This window comes from Bacteroidota bacterium, assembly GCA_016699695.1.
In the GTDB taxonomy this organism is placed as follows: Bacteria; Bacteroidota; Bacteroidia; order Bacteroidales; family UBA10428; genus UBA10428.
On record CP065006.1, the window covers coordinates 2,790,825 to 2,809,149 of the forward strand.

The window sequence follows — 18,325 nt, forward strand, 5'->3', positions numbered from 1 at the left end:
ATTTTAAAGGGTTATTCTACAATCAGCTTGTGCTGTTGTGTTTCTGAGTTATTTGAGACCCTTACCAGGTAGAATCCTTTTTCGAAGGTAGATATATCAATAGCCTGTCCATTGGTATTCCAGTAATGGTAAACTAATTTTCCGGCAGAATTGAAAATCTGCACCATCGATGGATCTTCGAATGCAGTTACAACAAAAATGGTTTCGGAACCCGGGTTCGGAAATACTCTGGATTGGGTAATCGATGTATTGCTGGTTCCCGTTGTACCTGTGCCATTCAGGTTGACTAGGTAAGCTGGATTAACTGGATCATCGGAATAGATGGTCATGGTACCTGTTTCAACATCGGCTATAGTAGGGTTAAAATAAACTACCAGCATGCCGGGCTCATCGTACCAGATTTCAAATTCATCGTACATTTCATCCCATTCGAGCAAACTGAATGCAGAATTGGAGAAGACTATACTGTCTATGGTAACGTATTGTACGCCTGTATTCTCAAGACTAAGCAATATGTTTACGAGACCATTATTCAGAGGAATTTCGCCAAAGTCAAGCAGTCCGCTGGAAGAAATATGCTCGGTGCCAGCTACAACCATAAGGTTAGCCGCCTGATTTCTTCCTGGAATAGCCATTCCGGTGATGTAGAGATCATAAATATAGGTATCGATGAATGGATAATTACTATACTTATTATACATATATAGCTCATCCGATAAATAACCAGGATCTGTGCGTGGTGTAAAGCTTATCGAAAAGTCGGCTGAATCGCCAGCTGGTATAATCAGGTTATCCGGAAGGTCGGTGAAGAATCCAGGTGTGTTTAAGTAGAACCTCGAAGAATCAATCACAACGTTATAACCATTTTGCGATACGATTTGCAAGGTGGCAGTTTTAGAGCCATCCAACATCGATACATCCCCGAAATTCAAATTGCCATAATTAAAATTGGCTTCACCTTCTACAAATTCAACCTCAAATTCGGCATTTCCATCGGCAATATTGGCCAGGTAATACACAAATATAGGCTCTAACATATTGGTGCTGTAAATTTTGATGGTTGCATCGTGACTACCGTCAGGTAAGGTAGGATCGAATATTGTATTATAGGCATAACTTTCTCCAGGTGCCAGGGTTACCGGAAGCCCAGCAGCATTAAGCATTGTGGTTGCATCGTTGTCGCTTATGGTAACAGAATCGATGGTAACAGCGCTTTCGTGCAGGTTGGTGTATTCGAAAGTCACAGATTCGGAATAACCCTCATAATTATAGAAATAGTAATTATTATACTCGTTTACATCGTTCGAACCATAGTAGCGAAGGTTAAATGCATGCCTTTCAATTCCAGCACCTTGCAAATGAATATAAGCCCAATTATAAACATCCTCAAAGTAAATTTCGGTCCACTCTTCGAACAGATAACCATAATCGGGATCGAACATTATTCCAAAATTAAGGGTATCACCTGCTGGTATGTAAATATTCGAAAGTGAACTATAAGTTGCACCTTCATCATCAATCCAGTAAAAGTAATTACCTACATAATTCCAATCGATATAGCCACCTGTTTCGCCACTGTTCACGACCATTAAATCTACCTCTGTAAAATCGTTATTGCGTATGGCAGTGCCCATATCAATTTCAAGATATACATCGCGATCTACGGGCACACCCTGGTAGTAAAGAGTGAAAACCGGAGGATTGACCACTTCCGGTATAAAACCTTTACCACGCAAGTAAATTGTGTCTGTCCGGCCGGCTGTGGTATCGTTGTGGTGGAAAATCAGCAATCCATGGGTGATCCCGGTAGAATCGGAAGGGGTAAAGATGATACCTTCTTCGCCTTCGCTATTACCCTGTCCGGGATTCAGGTTGATGGGGTTTTCGCCCACGAAACTAAAATCATTTCCAACAATTTCCATGGTGATGTTCAGCGGAACACTACCCAGGTTTTTCAGCCAGATGTAGTTCTGATAGGCTGTTGTTCCAACATTTATGGTTCCAAAATCTACCACCAGGCTGTCGGGTCCGGCAGAAAACCAGGGACCATCGATTTCGAGATAAGTACCGTCGAACATGCTTTGAGCAGCCATCCAGTGTGTTTGCGATACGTTTTCACCATCGCGGTTATCAAACTCATAGGTTAAACCAAAAACCTGCTGACGACTTCTATTTGCTCCGAAGCCAATGGTTACAATAGCAGTATCGCCGTATTCAATTAGCGTACTTGACCAGCTATAAACCCAGAAGGCATTATTTCCTCCGTATTTAAAATAGTAGTTGCTGACGTCGAGTGGTACCATACCTTTATTGGTAAGTGCCAGATCGATGTAAACATTAGCGGAGGTTTCCGGGATGAGGGAAGTATCAACGATCATTCTTGGATTAAAGAAATTATCGGTACCTATTATCACTCCATCTAGCGACAATTCAGGGATAACTTCAAGCGGGGCATCAACGGCTTCACCTTCGAATACAATCATGAAGGGCGAGGCTGTGTCGTTCGATACGATGAATAAGGTATCGCTTACCAACCCTACCGCCAAAGGTTGATAGGTATAACTTATAGGTGTACCAAAAGCTGTTGGGATGCTGTCTTCTGCAGCCTGACTCACTACCAGACCGGCTGTTGAAGTATAAATGGTATCGATAATTAAGAGTGTATCGCGACCGAAGTTTGCTAATACAAAATCACCGCTAATGGATTGAAGGGTTGAGTAATATCTGTTATAAAGGGTCGTGTCGTTTCTGAGTAATTCTGTTTCATCATACAGGTACAAGGTAGGCACATCCCTTGTCAGATTGGGTAAGCCAACCACATCAATGGCTACATTGTCGAGATACCATCCCGGATACACCACAGATCCATCGGTAGTAAAATAAAACCTTACCTGAATGGTTTGGCCGGCATAGGCATTGAGCGAAATGTTTTGTAGATTATATCCCCCAAAGTTGCCGCTTCTACCCCCCAGGAGGGTTGTCCAGTTAGTGCCATCGGTCGATACCTGAACATAGCTATAGTCATAATTACTTTCGGTGTAATGGTATTCATAAAAAGAAAGAGTAATGCTGCTTGCCGTAGAGGGTAGGGCAACCGTACCGGAAGTTAATGAATAAGTCATTGAATTGGAATAATTGCCATTTAATATGGTGGCAGCCACATTGCTTCCGGCATAGGCAAATCCGGGCCCGGAGGTAGGAATTCCAATTTGAAATCCTGGCGAAGCTGTCCAGCCGGGGGCTCCTGTTTCGAAATCTTCGAAAAGAATGGTTCCGCTGCCCATTGTATCTACAGGCACCAGTGCCTGCGAAAAGGCTGTCTGGCTGATTGGCAGCAGAAAAGAGATGAGTAAAAAAAGTATGTAGTGTTTCATAAATTTGTTATTTTTTGTTATTCTTTGAACGAAAAAAATGATAAACCAAAAGGTAAAGTGGCAGTCTGACTGCCACCTTACCGTTGTCTTATTGTTTTATCAGTTTTAACACTGAGTTACCTTGTTCGTTCTGAATGTTTACTACATATATTCCGCTTTCGAATGCCGAAATGTCAATTGACTGGTTATTCTCAACCATTTCGTTGTAAACAATTGCTCCTGCAGCATTATAGATCAATACTTTCGAAAGCATATCGGTTCCTGTAAGTATGCGTACTATCTCTGTTGCAGGGTTCGGGAACACACCAGTTGCGCCTATTTCGGCTTCTCCAATGCCGGTTGTACCTGTACCAGTAAGGTTCACAACATACGTCGGATGAGTTGGATCGTTAGACTCAATGGTCATTGTACCATCCGTAATCACGGCTTCGTCAGGGTTGAAGTACAGTAAAAGATCGGAGGTATATTCATACCATACGTAGAAATTGCTGTACATATCTTCCCATTCCATCATGCTGAAAGCAGGATTGCTAAAGGTAATGGTGTCTACCATAATTAAATCTACACCAGAGTTTTTAAGACTTACTATAAGATTCTTCACTCCACCGTTGGCTGGTGCAGATCCAAAGCTAATGGTTCCATCGTTCGGGATGATGGTGCTGCCGGCAACAACTGACAAGACAGCAGCCTGAGGATAATCAGGTTCAGCCTCACCTTCGAGGTATAAGTCAAAATACTCTGCATACAAATTAGGATAGTCGGAGTAGGAGTAGAACAGGTATATATTGTTGTATTCATTTCCTTCGCTTCCCCTTGGCTCGTATGTTACATCGAAATCAACTGAATCACCGGCAGGTATAACGAGATTATTGGTAATTCCATCTATGTTGAAGAAGGTAGGCTGTTCTTCGATCTGCAGCGAATCAATTTCAACATTGTAACCATTGGTTGAGTAGAGGCGCATGTTGGCAGTTTTTGTTCCATCAATAGAGGAAACAGTCCAGAAATCGATTTCATCGCCGTAAAAGGCCAGTTCATCTTCCTCATTTAGCAACTCTAGCTCGAAATTACCTTGTCCATTCGCAATATTTTCGAGGTAATACACATAAATCGGTTCGATGAGGTTAGTGCTATACACCCTGATGGTAGCTTCGTGTAGACCATCAGGTATACTGGGGTCAAACGTAACATTGTATTCAAAAGACTCACCGGGTTCAAGGGTAACTGGCAGACCTGTTGCATGAAGCATAGTGGTGGGATCATTGTCGCTCATGGTTACTGAATCGAGTGTAACCGCGCTTTCGTGCAGGTTGGTATAGGTGTAAAATCTGGTTTCCAGGTAGCCATCGTATGTGTAGGTATAATAAGTATCGTATTCATCTACATCATATCCATAATTGTCGCGCAGGTTAAAGGCATGGCGTTCGATACCCAAACCATTGACCTGGAAGTTTAAATAGTTGTATTCATCTTCGAGGTAAATCGATGTAGAATATTGGAAAACATAGCCATAATCTGGATCGAACATGATGCCGAAATTCAGTGTATCACCGGCAGGAATGAAGATGTTATTTCTCGAATTCCAGGTTGATCCGTTTTCGTCGATCCAATAGAAATAACTACCCAGGTAATTCCAGTCGATATATCCTCCGGATTCTCCTGTGTTGACGATGCTGAATGAAACTTCTTTAGTTTCGTTATAAATTATGGCAGTTCCAAGATCAATATTCAGATAATCTTCCCTGTTAATTTCAGTTCCTTCGTAATAGATCACAAAACTGGCAGGTTGAAGTATCTCAGGAATATATCCTTTACCACGCAGGTAAACAGTATCTATCTGGCCGGTAGTGGTATCGTTGTGGTGGAAGATCAGCAAGCCTTGTATAATTCCGGTAGAATCGGAAGGGGTAAAGAGGATGCCTTCTTCCCCTTCATAGTTGCCTTGTCCGGGATTCAGGTTGATGGGGTTTTCTCCCATGAAGCTAAAGTCACTTCCAACAATTTCCATAGTAATGTTTAGTGGAACACTGCCCAGGTTTTTGAGCCAGATGTAGTTCTGATAGTCCGATGAACCAACGGTTACGGTTCCAAAATCTACCACCAGGCTGTCGGGACCGGCAGAGTACCAGGGGCCATCGATTTCGAGGTAGGTGCCATCGAAACTGCTGTTGGCAGCAAACCAATGCGACCAGCGTGCAAGGTCGTTATCGCGGGTTTCAAACTCGTAGGTCAGGGCAAATACCTGTTGACGGCTGCGCTGTGCTTCAAACCCTATGGTGATTATGGCGGTATCGCCGTATTCTATAAAATCGTCAGACCAGCTGTCAATCCAAAAGGCCTGTCCACCACCATATTTAAAATAGTAATTGTTAATATCGAGTGGCGATGCGCCCTTATTAGTGAGGTGCAGGTCGAAGTATACGTTGGTAGATGTTTCGGGTATCAATGATGTATCAATCACCACTAACGGGTTAAAGAAGTTGTCGGGGTTTTGAATGGCACCCATGTAAGAAAGCTCAGGCATAGGTTCCAATGCTGCAGGTGCTGCACTTCCGTTAAAGACTACGTACCACGGCGAATTGGGGTCGTTACTAAATACCCTTAATGTATCGCTGAACAAACCAACTGCTGTAGGTAATACAGTTACTGTTACAGGAGTTCCGAAGGCATAAGGGATGCTATCTTCAAGGAAACTAGCAGTAACAAAACCAAATTCAGATACAATTGAATCAATAACCAACAGTGTGTCCACCCCAAAATTGGCAAGGGTAGTATTGTAGATTACTGGTTCTATAGTGGAGTAATAATCAGTTACTACCTGACCAGAGGGTACATAATTGCCTTCCGGATCGAGCAATACTGCAGTAGGGGCAGGTTCGGCAATTGGTGCCTTGCAGGTGACTTCAAACACATCGGCATAATAGCCATAAACACCATACGGGCCAGGGTTGTAACTAGACACATAAATAATTATCCTGACAGATTGGCCGGCATAGGCAGATAGGTCAAAATTCAGGTTGTTGTTATAGATACTTTGCCAGTAATAAAGAGAACGGTAGGAGAGTGTATTCCACCCCGATCCGTTGTCGATGTAAATATAGAGGTCGGCTCCATAAAAATAATAATTTTCGATAAACGACAGGTTGATGTCTTGCACATCGGCAGGCAGGGTAAAGAAAGGTGAGTAAAGGTAACTGCTTGCCCAATCGATGTAACTGTCAAGGTCGGTTACAGCCGAATTGTTTCCCTGAATTGGGCCCCAGCCATAAGTGGGTGTACCAATTTCAAATTCTCCGGTAAGCGTCCATCCGGCACCACCGGTTTCAAAATCTTCCGCAAAAACAGTAGAATCTTGCTGATACACATCAACAGGCACCAGATTCTGGGCATAGATTTTCGGGTTAAGTACTCCTAATAGCATGATAATGAGGAATACCGAACAAAAGTAGATTTTTTTCATAGGATATAATTTTTGTTAATGGATTAAAAGAGATGATTCAACTTTTCTGCATTTTCAGAAAGTTAAAAATGTTTTTTGCCATTACCAATAGCTTTTTGAAGAAAGTTGGTTTAAAATTGATAGAAATAAAAAAGTCCCCGGCAAATCTATGACGAGGACTTTATTAGTTTGGACAAAAAATGCTTATTTAAGATCGAATTCAATCTTTAGTGCCAGTGCAATTTCTTTAAGGTCAGCAGCTATAGCAGGGATAATCGGGATGCCATCTTTCATAATCTTTTCTTCTTTTTCCCGTTCGGGTTCACCCGGAATGCGCACCCGATCAACACCTGTCGCAGGTTTGGCACTTTTATAGGTTTCAATCCATTTGTCCATTTGGTTTAAAAAAGTTTGTTTAGGTTGCCAGGCATCGATGCGCATGGCACCGAAGAAATGGCCGGTGCCTTCGCCCACCTTCTCATCGAGAACCGGCAGATAGGCCACAGAAGGTGGACAAAAAGGGCCAAAATTAGCACCCGAGAAGACGCATGAAAAAATATCGACAATGGTACTCATGCAATAGCCTTTATGGCTTCCATGTTCGAGGTCGCCACCCAGGGTTACCATCGACCCGCCTGATTTTAAGATGGTGGGGTCGTTGCTCGGCATTCCATCTTTATCCTGCACATAGCCAAACGATACTTTTTCGCCCTTTTTCTCGGCCACGGCAAGTTTTCCACGGGCAATTGGAGTAGTTGCAAAATCGGCTACATAAGCAGGATACCTGCCTGCAGGCACTGCTACGGCAATTGGGTTGGTACCCATCATTTTGCTGACTGAACCGGCAGGGGCTACCAGTGGGTTGGCATTGGTCATCGACATACCAATCATGTCTTTTTCGAGAGCCATCATGGCATAATAACCAGCTATTCCATAGTGGTTAGAGCCCCGGGTAGAAACCCAGCCAGTACCTGCTTTTTCAGCTTTTTCCATGGCAATTTCCATAGAACGGGTGGCTGCTATCATGCCCACAGCGCCATCTCCATCGACCACTGCTGTGCTGGGTGTTTCGTGTACTATACGAATATTCGGCCGGATGTTGATTCGGTTGGCTTTCCATAATTCGTAATAGTCTTTGATGCGAATCATACCGTGTGAGGGCAGACCTCGCATCTCAGCTGCCATGAATACTTTAGCTGTTTTCATGGAATCGTCGGCACTGCAGCCCATTTTTTTAAAAACTTCGGCAGTAAAATTCAGCAGGTAATCGTAAGTATACATAAGTTAAAGTTTAGGATCGTTTGTTTTTTTGCCGACCAAAAATAACAATATGTTTAGTATATCCTGTCATGTGTCTTTTCGGTACGCTAAAAAATACTATTTTTGAGGACATTGCGTTTTTAAGCTAAAACCTATTCGACGTGAAGAATTTTATTTTCTTTCTCTTCTTTTTGATGAGCCTTTCAGAGCTTTCAGCTCAAAAGCCGCGTGTGAAGAACGATCCGACTCACGACGATAAACTCATACATTTTGGTTTTTCGCTGGGGTTGAATTTTATGGATTTTTCGGTTTATCAGTCACCCGAAGCTTTATCGGGGCCTTATTATGCAGGCATAAAAAGTGTGCAGCCAGGCATCAACATTCAGGCTATATCCAACCTTAGGCTGGCCGAAAATTGGGATTTCCGTGCATTGCCCGGCATATCTTTTGGCGAAAGAAATTTTTATTTTTATAAGCTAGGAGTCAATACTCCCGATGGGCGTGAAGATAGTATGATGTATGGTGGTTTGCCTTACCGCATGGAATCTTCTTTTATTGAATTGCCTTTGCTTTTTAAGTATAAAGCCAAAAGGATGAATAATTTCCGCCCCTATTTTATTGGCGGAGGCAATTTGCGCTACGACCTTGCAGTTAAAAAAGAGTACGATTATAAAGAGCAGCTTTTTATGGTAAAACCCATGGATTTTTACCTCGAAGTAGGAACTGGTTTCGATTTTTACCTTACTTATTTCAAATTTGGGCTTGAACTAAAATACTCTGTTGGCATGACGAACTTGTTCAGAAGTACGAATCCTTCAGGAGTTCCTCCGAAAGAAAATGCTGTTTATACCGATATGCTCAGCGAATTAAAGTCGCATATTTTTACAATTTCCTTTCACTTCGAATAAAATTGCTGTCGACGAAATTCTCCTAAAACCAGCGCAGTAGCAACCGACACATTTAACGATTCGCTAAAATCGCTATTGGTCGAGGCATGAGGAATTAAAAGACGTGCGTTTAGTTTTTTCCTGATATCCTCAGAAAGGCCAGTTGATTCGTTTCCCATTATTACAATGGAAGCTTGTTGAAGCTTTTGAGTGTAGATGTTTTCGCCGTCCAATGCAGTTCCATAAATTTTGGCGACTTTACTGTCCAGTTGGTTCAAATACAAGGGCAAATCAAGATAATGTATCCTCACCCTAAAAATGCTGCCCATGGTGGCCTGCACACTTTTTGGGTTAAAACAATCTACACATTGCTGGGAACAAATGATGTCCTTAACACCAAACCAATCGGCCAATCTTATTATGGTGCCCATGTTTCCGGGATCTCTGATATCTTCAAGCGCAAGCACCAAAGTGTCAATACCTTTAAAATTCATTACAGGATGCACAGGTTTATTTAAAACAGCCAGCACTTCCTGTGGGGTTTTAAGGCTCGATATTTTTTTGAGGTTGGAATAGTCGGTTATAAATGTTTTGTCGGGCAAAAGAGAGGAATACTTTTCTGCTTGTGCATCGGTGCAAATTATGGCAGAAATTTGTTGCGAATTGTTTTTGATTGCTTCCAAAACCATTTTTGCTCCTTCCGCAATATATAGGCCCTCCAAATCGCGGTACTTTTTTTCCTGCAAAGAGCGATATAATTTTATTTTATTTGTCGACAGCATTATCGCAATAGGTTAACTTCAATTATTTTTCATTCTTAAAGCAATAAATCAAAGCCACTGTATTATTTTTGAGCTCACCTGAAAAATCTGGCAGAAGGGTTCAATGGCATACACTTCTTCCGTAAAAATTCAAATATACCATATTGTTGAACACCTTCCGAAGAAATATAAAATCATCCTTCACTCAGGCGGCCATCCTTTGCTGTTTATTCATTTGTTTTTCTTGTGCACCAACCCGTCGTTTGGCAGAGGATGAGCAACTCTTTATTCGGAGTAAAGTTTTGATAGACAAAGAAGTAACGGATCAAACTACCTTGCGAAAATACGAGCGCATGTTGCCCAATAAAACAGTGCTGGGTGTAAGGTTCCACCTTTACTTATACAGTATAGCCAAGCCCGGGAAGGAAACCTGGCCTCATGCATGGTTAAGAAAAATCGGTGAGCCTCCGGTATTATACGACTCAGCCTTGGTAGCAAGTACGCGGAAAAACTTTGCCAGTTACCTGAGCGACAAAGGTTATAGCCAGGTAGAAGTGGAAAGTGAAATGAAAAGCCGAAAAAAGAAGGTAAAGGCAGTATACCGAATTGATCCTGGTGAGCCCACACTTATAAAATCGCTACAATATCGTCTCGAAGATACCTCTGTTGCAAAGCATTTTTTATCTGATACTCTTAATTCACTTATCAGGTTGAATGAACCCTTTGATAAGATTATGATGATGCAGGAAAGGCTTAGGATAGAGACCCAAATGAAGAACCTTGGCTATTATCGGTTTACACGCGAACATGTTTATTACGAAGTTAAACCTTTGTCCAATCCCAATGAAGTTTCTGTAATGCTTGTGGTGAAGCAAGATATTGACAGTCCTTTCGATCCGGTAAGCAAGGTAAGAAAGCACAGACAATTTAAAGTAAACTCGGTTGAAATTTACCCCTCTTATTCATTGGCCGAGAAGGCAATTAGCAGCGATACACTGTTTTATCAGCAGCATCAGATTGTATATTTTAACCGACCTGTGCTCAGGGCACCAACCCTTGTGGCAGCCAATAACATTTTACCGGGCAGTATTTATAGCCTGAAAAATGTAGAACGCACCTACAACGATCTCACTGCTTTGGGTTTGTTTCGATACATGAATGTGAGTATGAAAGAATCCGATTCGAGAGGGCAATATGGCCTGTTAGATTGTCGCATCGACCTCGATATGCGAAAAAAACAGTCGTATGCCCTCGAGTTTAACGTAACCAATTCATCTTACGACTTCGGCATTAGTGGAGGTATTACCTATAATAATTACAATCTGTTCAGAAATGGCGAGCATCTTCAGATACGTACTACAGGCTCTGTGGAGTCGCTTGAAAACCGGCAGAATGTAACAGAACCCATGCGCGAAATAGGTCTGGCAGGTTTGTTCGAAACACCCCGGTTTCTGCTACCTTTTAATGCCGAAGACTTCGAACGTAAATATAAACCACGCACACAATTACAGTCATCTTACAATTATCAGAATCAGCCAAACTACATTCGTACCATCGTGAATGCTTCTTTTGGTTACAACTGGAAAGGCAATGTGTACAACCGGCATGTGCTTAAGCCCTTCGATTTTTATCTGGTGAAGTTACCCCGGATTAATCAGGAATACATCGACTCGGTTTACGGTAATACAAGGTTAGAGAACAGCTTCATTAACCACACCATATTGGGTATTAATTACAGTTTCGAATTTAACAATCAGCAGTTAAAACGAGGCAATAGTTTTGTATACCTGCGTTACAATATAGAATCGGCCGGCCTCTTGTTGAATGTGGCAAACCAGTTAGGAAACTGGAGTAGCGACTCCTTATTTTTTGGTGTGGGTTATTTTCAATATATCAAAACAGACATCGATTTCAGAAATTACAACATTATTACACCCCGTAACCGCGTGGTATATCGAATTTTTGCAGGAATCGGTCTACCGTATGGCAACTCTGATGCTATGCCTTTCGAAAAAATGTATTGGGCAGGTGGGCCCTATGGTATCCGTGCATGGGGCGAGCGCACACTGGGGCCAGGTCCTTATTTTGGTTATGGAGGTAAAAATCAGTCGGGTGAAGAAAAACCTGAACCTCTGGGCGACATTAAATTAGAAGGAAACATTGAGTATCGTTTTAAGTTGTTCTGGAAGCTGGAGGGAGCCTTATTTGCCGATGCTGGAAATATCTGGTTGCTCACTGATATTCCGGAATATCCAGGATCTGGATTTCATCTTGATACTTTTTATAAAGATATTGCACTGGGAGTTGGTTTCGGAACCCGTTTTGATTTTTCTTTTGTATTACTTCGGGTCGATATTGGTTTTAAAATGTACGATCCATCCATTACATCCGGCACGCGATGGGTGATCCGCAATCCTGAAAGAAATTTCTGGCAAAGCACCTTTCAGTTTGGAATTGGTTATCCCTTCTAATTCTACTTTAACAGATTTACAATTTTGAATATGAGTAATTTATATCACGCTGTCGTTTTAAATGCCGGTCATAAATTCTATCAATCATTTGTTCTTCGGTCATCTGTTTATAAAGTTTAAAAGTGATAAATTCTTTAATATCACGAGCCGATAGTAAAGGTAAATCATCAAAGCAATGCAATTTTTCTTTTAAAATAAATGACGAGACCAAAAAGTTTAATGCAACCTGGTGTTGCCATGCAAGCCATTTTCGTGTCTGAAACTGGTCTAGCCCGAGTATCTGTTTTGATTCTTTTATGCAATGTTCTACAAAGTACCGTTGTGCTTGCATATAGGCTATAGCTTTCTTAGTGTATTGTTCAAGATTAGCATTGGTAAAAGAATATTTTATTTCGTCCTTGCCTTCTTTGGTTTTCGTTTTACGGATAACCAGTAACCTTTGCTCTACTTGCATTTTACTGTTATTGATTATCCAAAGCTTTATAAAATGATAGTCAGCTACAAGAACTCCTTTGGCTGTATTACGAACACTAATACGCTGCCAATTTTCGTCATTTAAAGTCTGTAAATATTTTGATACACTTAATTCGTCTGTAGTTGCTTTTAATTTCTTGGGTTCACGACCCTTATTGCTTTTTCGCTCGGGAATAGCCAAGTCAGGACGTTCCAAATATATTTTTTGGTCTTTATGGATATCCAGCATGTACAGATAACCAAGCAAATCTATGCTGCTGGCAAAATCCACATCGTTACCATAATAACCATCGCCTCCAATAAAATCGAAGATGATGCCATTGGTTACTTGCTGGCGAATAATTTCTAATGCCAGTTCGAGCTTAGTTTTAAATGTTCGGTGCTTTACAGGAACGCCTGCTTTTTCGCATCTTGTCTTGTCGTCACACCAAGCCTTGGGAAGGTATAGTCGGGCATCAACCATTGATGCAAAATCCCCATTACTTAAACAAGCAAATACCGCAACCTGACTATTTGATAGTTTCCCTACATTCCCACAATATTGATGTCCAACGCCTACGCTATGGTCGCCTTTTTTTACCCAACCACTTTCATCAATAATCAATCCTGTAAGTTTTCTTTTGGGTAAAACCTGGCTTACTTCCTGGGCTACTTGATTTATCAAAACTCGATGATCCCAGTTAGACTCAGTTATAAAGTGCTGCATTTGATGGTAGTTAGCTCCCAAATCTTCGCTTATTCTTTCAATATTGCGCATCTGACTTTGTATTATTCCTAATGAATATTGCTGTGCTTTGTCAAAGAACTTCTTTGTTGAATTACAAAATACATGCTGATAATCATTAAGGTGAACACTAACTCGCTCTATTACAGAGGTCAGTGTTTTTCCATATCGATTATTATTTTTACGTTGTATTAAACATTTTTCGGAACGATAAGCCTGTTTTTCTGTGCATTGAAGATACTGAATTTCCTTGAAATATCAATGTTTACAAGGGTTTTGTTTAATCTGTTAAAGTAGAACTAAAGTATATCTTAATTAAAGTGTTGGGTTGGTTTCCTGCCAATCATTTTTTTTCGGAACGATTTCTACTGAAAAATTCACTTTTCTGTTTGGTTCATTAGGCGCTGAACTATTTTTTTTGTTTTTTTGCACTTTGTTTTCAAAACAATTTTGCATTTGTCCTTTCAACCTTGAACTATAAAATGCAGGAGTAAATACCATGTTTCAGATTGATTAACTTAAACTTTATAGAATGAATTTCGATCAAATTAAACCAGGTGTTGTAACCGGAGATGATCTTCAGTTGCTGTTTGATATCGCTAAAAAGAACCAGTTTGCAATTCCCGCAGTGAATGTGGTGGGATCGAACTCGATTAATGCTGTGCTCGAAGCAGCCAAAAATCAGAATTACCCCATCATTATTCAGTTTTCAAACGGCGGTGCAGTTTTTAATGCCGGAAAAGGAGCTCCTTCAGCCAACCAGGCATCTGCCATTGTGGGTGCTGTAATTGGTGCCGAAGGTGTGCATAAATTGGCCGAGCTCTATGGTGTGCGCGTTATACTTCATACCGACCATGCCGCAAAAAGTCTTCTTCCTTGGATCGACGGTTTGCTCGATGCAGGCGAGAAATTCTTCAAAGCCAACGGAAAACCGCTTTTCAGCTCGCATATGTTAGATCTTTCTGAGGAGCCACTCAAAGAAAACATCGAGATATGTAAAAAATACCTCGAGCGCATGAGCAAAATGAAGATGACTCTGGAAATTGAATTAGGCGTTACCGGTGGCGAAGAAGATGGCGTAGATAACTCCGATGTCGACAATGCACTTCTCTATACACAACCCAGCGAAGTAGCTTATGCTTACGAGGAGCTTTCGAAAGTTAGTCATCGCTTTACCATTGCTGCTTCTTTTGGCAACGTGCATGGCGTATACAAACCAGGAAATGTGAAATTGACTCCTAAGATTCTCGACAACAGCCAGAAATACATTCAGGATAAATATAAAACAGGACCACAACCCGTTTACTTTGTATTCCATGGTGGCTCGGGATCATCGCGTGAGGAAATTCGCGAAGCCATTTCGTACGGAGTAATTAAAATGAACATCGATACCGATACGCAATGGGCTTTCTGGGATGGTATTCGTAAATATGAAGCAGCCAACCGTGGTTACCTGCAAGGTCAAATTGGTAATCCGGAAGGTGAAGACAAACCGAACAAGAAAAAGTACGATCCGCGCGTTTGGCTCAGGAAAGCTGAAGAAGCGATGATTGCCAGGCTGAAAGAAGCCTATGAAGACTTGAATTGCGGAAACTAGTAAACAAGATCTCCGAAATAATTACGAGGTGGGTATTTTACCCACCTCTTTTTGTTTTTTTATTAACTTGAGCCCATGACAATGCTCGGTAAAATAAAACCCTATTTCGAATTTACTCCGCAAGAGCAACGGGGTATGGTGGTGCTCATAATCCTGATATTTCTGAGTGTATTGCTCAAAATATTTTGGCCAGTTTTTCAGACGGCAGAGGAGGAGCCGATGGTCATTACAATCGAACAAATCAAACCTGATTCTGAGCAAGAGGTCCCCTCAGGTATTGCACAGAAAAAGAACGAGTGGACAAAAGAATCAACAGCCCCTAACATTCAATTTAAAGGCAAACTTGATCCGAATAGTGCCACGCAGGCAGAGCTTACTCAATTAGGTTTTTCTGAATTTTCTGCAAGAAATGTTGAGAAATACAGAAAAAGGGGAGGGAGGTTTGAATCGGAAGCCGATTTGATGAAGATATATGGCGTTGATTCTAGTTTTGTGGTTTTAGCACGTAATTACCTGGTATATCCTGCTCCTGAAACTATTCAGACAAAAAAAACAGCTTCACTTTCAAAAATAGAAATCAACAATGCGCTTTCCATTGAGTTGGAAAAAATACCCTGCATTGGACCGACCTTAAGTGAAAGAATTTTGCTTTATCGCGATAAGTTGGGTGGATTTTACGCTCAAGATCAATTAAAAGAAGTATATGGCATCGATTCGAGTTGTTACAGCAATCTTAAAGAATACATCTCTATCGATACCAGCTTAATCAGGAAAATAAACCTGAATAAGAGTACAGAAAAAGAACTCGATTTACATCCCTATATCACCACTTACCAGGCAAAGGGAATTGTAAAATTCCGCGAATTGGATGGGCCGATAACTAGGCCTGAGACACTTGTCGACAATCGCATTCTTAGTTCCCGCCAGCTTGATAAATTGAGGGTATATCTGAATTGGTAATATTTTAAAAATAAGAGAAAAAACACTAAAACTTTTAGAATAAAAATCCTATATTTAAAGTAAACAGAACAAGCATAGAATTTGTTAGTAGTTGGCACTTGACAAATAAATTTTGGACTAATTAAGATTTTATCATTTAATTTTTTGCGTTTTAGATTTATAGTAATAAATTTGCGCCTCGTTTCATTTAACTCAAACGGATAATGATTATAGTACCTGTAAAAGAAGGCGAAAACATTGAAAGAGCTCTTAAAAAATTTAAGAGAAAATTTGAAAAAACCGGAGTTGTAAAAGAACTCCGTGGGCGTCAGGCTTTTGAAAAACCTTCGGTAGTGCGCCGCGAGGAAGTTAAAAAAGCTATTTACGTTCAAAAGATGCAGCAAAACGACGAGTAAGTCTTAATCAGGGATTGTCTGAAATTTATTGAGGTGCCAACCTGTTCAACAATCAATCCCTGTACATGGATGCATTTCAACTCTTTATTGAATATATAACGAACGAAAAGCGTTTTTCTGTTCACACTCAGCGTGCATACAGAGACGATATTCGTTCGTTTTATATTTTTCGAAAAATTGATACAGACGAGGCTGTACTTTCAGCAAACTCATCGGATGTCAGAAAGTGGATGCATTATCTTGCTGAAAATAAGGTAGGTGCCCGATCCATCAAGCGTAAGATTTCATCCCTTAAGGCTTTTTATAAGTTTTTGCTACGCGAAAATTATCTGACAAAAAATCCAGTGGCAGGTGTAATTGCCCCCAAATCTCGGCACTCGCTGCCAGATTTCTTTACAGAACGTGATTTAACTAATCTATTCGATTTTGTTCTTTTCGAAAGTACCTACGAAGGACAACGTGATAAAATAATTTTAAATCTGTTTTATTATACAGGAATGAGGTTGTCTGAATTGGTCAACCTTCGCATTGTGGATGTTGATTTTGGCCTGAAACAAATAAAAGTAACAGGCAAACGAAACAAGCAGCGGCAAATTCCCCTCAGCGACAATTTTTTAGCAGAACTTCAGCACTATTTAACTGTGCGCGATGCCTTTTCACCTGGCGATCCACAGGGTTATTTGATGCTCACAAGCAAAGCAACACCTGTGTATGCCCGAATGGTGCAACGGATAGTAAGCAAATATTTCGAACAGGTAACTACTGCCGACAAGAAGCATCCGCATAAATTACGTCACAGTTTTGCCACCCACATGCTCAATCATGGAGCCGATCTCAATGCAGTGAAGGAACTACTAGGGCACGCCAATCTGGCTGCTACCGAGATTTACACCCACAATACCTACGAAAAATTGAAGAGTATTTATAACCAGGCCCATCCTAGGGCTTAAATTAAACAAGGAGGAAATGTTATGAACATTAAAATTAACTCTGTAAGAGTTTCTCCCACCAGCAAACTCGAAGCTTTTGTTCAGGAAAAAGTAAAGAAACTTGGTCAATATTCTGATGAGATTATTGGGGCAGAAGTTTTTCTAAAAATCGAGAATGCGCAGGAAATGGACAATAAGGTAGTAGAAATCCGGATGGATATTCCAGGGAATGACCTTTTTATTAAAAAACAAAGTAAAACCTTTGAAGAAGCCACTGATCTGGCGGTTGACTCCTTGAAACGGCAGCTTACAAAATTCAAGGAAAAGCGCCGGGGACAATGATTTTAACCGCAATAAAAAAAATGTAAAATTTGTTTTGCGGTAAATAAAATATTTATACATTTGCGAACCGATTTCGAAAGGTAATTTACCTGCCGAAATCGGTTGTTCTTTCATAAGTATGCCGATGTAGCTCAGTTGGCCAGAGCAGCTGATTTGTAATCAGCTGGTCGGGGGTTCGAATCCCTCCATCGGCTCCAAAAATAGGGGAGATACCAAAGCGGCCAACTGGGGCAGACTGTAAATCTGCTGTCGAATGACTTCGTAGGTTCGAATCCTGCTCTCCCCACTTTTTTTTGTGTGAGCGAGTAGTTTATACTACGCTCTATTCTTATGAAATAGAACAACAGATTACTGGTCCATAATAGATTTTGCTCCTAACCAAAGGTTTACAAAAAGGATTATGGGATATCATTTACAAAAATGATTTCTGGTAATTGAAAAAGGTTCTTTTGTTGCTTAGGCTAAGAAATTGGAAAGCAGTTTTTATTTATTCAGGGCAGAAAATATTTCTGCTTTGAAAAAATCAAAAAGCTTGTATATCAAGCGGGAGTAGCTCAGTTGGTAGAGCATAACCCTTCCAAGGTTAGGGTCGCGAGTTCGAGCCTCGTCTCCCGCTCAAAAGCCGATGTAGCTCAGGGGTAGAGCGTTTCCTTGGTAAGGAAGAGGTCATGGGTTCAATTCCCATCATTGGCTCAAAATAGAAGATAGTAAA

The 18,325-nt window shown here is 40.9% G+C and carries 13 protein-coding genes and 4 tRNA genes; 11 read left to right on the forward strand and 6 right to left on the reverse strand.

The genetic code is table 11. The features are described from left to right. Positions 1-11 precede the first annotated feature (11 nt). From IPM71_11760 to IPM71_11770, 3 genes are all read right to left on the reverse strand, one after another. Positions 12-3,374, reverse strand: a complete 3,363-nt coding sequence (locus tag IPM71_11760) for a T9SS type A sorting domain-containing protein (GenBank protein ID QQS50258.1) — start codon at positions 3,372-3,374, stop codon at positions 12-14. A gap of 88 nt (positions 3,375-3,462) precedes the next feature. Beyond that, complete coding sequence (locus IPM71_11765; protein QQS50259.1) at positions 3,463-6,834, reverse strand: T9SS type A sorting domain-containing protein; 3,372 nt, start codon at positions 6,832-6,834, stop codon at positions 3,463-3,465. A gap of 183 nt (positions 6,835-7,017) precedes the next feature. Then, positions 7,018-8,094 (reverse strand): Ldh family oxidoreductase, encoded by a 1,077-nt coding sequence (locus IPM71_11770; protein QQS50260.1) that lies wholly within the window; start codon positions 8,092-8,094, stop codon positions 7,018-7,020. Positions 8,095-8,234: 140 nt separating this feature from the next. Between IPM71_11770 and IPM71_11775 the strand changes: the two genes are divergently transcribed. Beyond that, positions 8,235-8,981 carry a PorT family protein gene (locus IPM71_11775; GenBank protein ID QQS50261.1) on the forward strand — a complete coding sequence of 249 codons (747 nt, stop codon included), beginning with the start codon at positions 8,235-8,237 and terminating at the stop codon, positions 8,979-8,981. Here the strand turns inward: IPM71_11775 and IPM71_11780 are convergent. Beyond that, a complete protein-coding gene (locus IPM71_11780; GenBank protein QQS50262.1) occupies positions 8,969-9,643 on the reverse strand; it encodes an RNA methyltransferase in 675 nt (224 codons plus the stop codon). The two genes, IPM71_11775 and IPM71_11780, sit on opposite strands and share 13 nt — an antisense overlap. Positions 9,644-10,023: 380 nt before the next feature. On the opposite strand from IPM71_11780, the gene IPM71_11785 reads away from it, so the two are divergent. Then, the gene (locus tag IPM71_11785) at positions 10,024-12,192 is read left to right on the forward strand and encodes a BamA/TamA family outer membrane protein (GenBank protein QQS50263.1); all 2,169 of its coding nucleotides are present in this window, start codon (positions 10,024-10,026) and stop codon (positions 12,190-12,192) included. A 16-nt stretch (positions 12,193-12,208) separates the two neighbouring features. Here IPM71_11785 and IPM71_11790 read toward each other — a convergent pair whose 3' ends face one another. Then, positions 12,209-13,423 (reverse strand): IS701 family transposase, encoded by a 1,215-nt coding sequence (locus IPM71_11790; GenBank protein QQS52832.1) that lies wholly within the window; start codon positions 13,421-13,423, stop codon positions 12,209-12,211. A gap of 282 nt (positions 13,424-13,705) precedes the next feature. Then, positions 13,706-13,891, reverse strand: a complete 186-nt coding sequence (locus IPM71_11795) for a hypothetical protein (protein ID QQS50264.1) — start codon at positions 13,889-13,891, stop codon at positions 13,706-13,708. Positions 13,892-13,922: 31 nt separating this feature from the next. Between IPM71_11795 and fbaA the strand changes: the two genes are divergently transcribed. The 9 genes from fbaA to IPM71_11840 all read left to right on the forward strand — a co-directional run bounded on the left by fbaA (position 13,923) and on the right by IPM71_11840 (position 18,306). Further along, on the forward strand, positions 13,923-14,987 hold the full coding sequence (gene fbaA, locus IPM71_11800; protein ID QQS50265.1) for a class II fructose-bisphosphate aldolase: 1,065 nt from the start codon (positions 13,923-13,925) through the stop codon (positions 14,985-14,987). An 81-nt stretch (positions 14,988-15,068) separates the two neighbouring features. Next, the gene (locus IPM71_11805; protein ID QQS50266.1) at positions 15,069-15,947 is read left to right on the forward strand and encodes a helix-hairpin-helix domain-containing protein; all 879 of its coding nucleotides are present in this window, start codon (positions 15,069-15,071) and stop codon (positions 15,945-15,947) included. A gap of 203 nt (positions 15,948-16,150) precedes the next feature. Beyond that, positions 16,151-16,342, forward strand: coding sequence for a 30S ribosomal protein S21 (locus IPM71_11810; protein QQS50267.1), 192 nt, complete (start codon positions 16,151-16,153; stop codon positions 16,340-16,342). Between the two features lie 65 nt (positions 16,343-16,407). Beyond that, positions 16,408-17,292, forward strand: a complete 885-nt coding sequence (locus tag IPM71_11815) for a tyrosine-type recombinase/integrase (protein QQS50268.1) — start codon at positions 16,408-16,410, stop codon at positions 17,290-17,292. A gap of 21 nt (positions 17,293-17,313) precedes the next feature. Continuing rightward, positions 17,314-17,613, forward strand: coding sequence for a ribosome-associated translation inhibitor RaiA (gene raiA / locus IPM71_11820; GenBank protein ID QQS50269.1), 300 nt, complete (start codon positions 17,314-17,316; stop codon positions 17,611-17,613). A gap of 120 nt (positions 17,614-17,733) precedes the next feature. Beyond that, positions 17,734-17,810: transfer RNA gene (locus IPM71_11825), tRNA-Thr, on the forward strand. Positions 17,811-17,816: 6 nt separating this feature from the next. Next, positions 17,817-17,899 (forward strand) — tRNA-Tyr (locus IPM71_11830). Between the two features lie 257 nt (positions 17,900-18,156). Next, positions 18,157-18,229, forward strand: a tRNA-Gly gene (locus IPM71_11835). A 5-nt stretch (positions 18,230-18,234) separates the two neighbouring features. Continuing rightward, a tRNA-Thr gene (locus IPM71_11840) sits at positions 18,235-18,306 on the forward strand. The last annotated feature ends 19 nt before the right edge of the window (positions 18,307-18,325 follow it).

Coding starts and splice junctions, on each gene's coding strand:
- IPM71_11760 (QQS50258.1), bottom strand. CDS start 3,374: ATGAAACACTACATACTTTTTTTACTCATCTCTTTTCTGCTGCCAATC.
- IPM71_11765 (QQS50259.1), bottom strand. CDS start 6,834: ATGAAAAAAATCTACTTTTGTTCGGTATTCCTCATTATCATGCTATTA.
- IPM71_11770 (QQS50260.1), bottom strand. CDS start 8,094: ATGTATACTTACGATTACCTGCTGAATTTTACTGCCGAAGTTTTTAAA.
- IPM71_11790 (QQS52832.1), bottom strand. CDS start 13,423: ATGCGCAATATTGAAAGAATAAGCGAAGATTTGGGAGCTAACTACCAT.
- IPM71_11795 (QQS50264.1), bottom strand. CDS start 13,891: ATGGTATTTACTCCTGCATTTTATAGTTCAAGGTTGAAAGGACAAATG.
- fbaA (QQS50265.1), top strand. CDS start 13,923: ATGAATTTCGATCAAATTAAACCAGGTGTTGTAACCGGAGATGATCTT.
- IPM71_11805 (QQS50266.1), top strand. CDS start 15,069: ATGCTCGGTAAAATAAAACCCTATTTCGAATTTACTCCGCAAGAGCAA.
- IPM71_11810 (QQS50267.1), top strand. CDS start 16,151: ATGATTATAGTACCTGTAAAAGAAGGCGAAAACATTGAAAGAGCTCTT.
- IPM71_11815 (QQS50268.1), top strand. CDS start 16,408: ATGGATGCATTTCAACTCTTTATTGAATATATAACGAACGAAAAGCGT.
- raiA (QQS50269.1), top strand. CDS start 17,314: ATGAACATTAAAATTAACTCTGTAAGAGTTTCTCCCACCAGCAAACTC.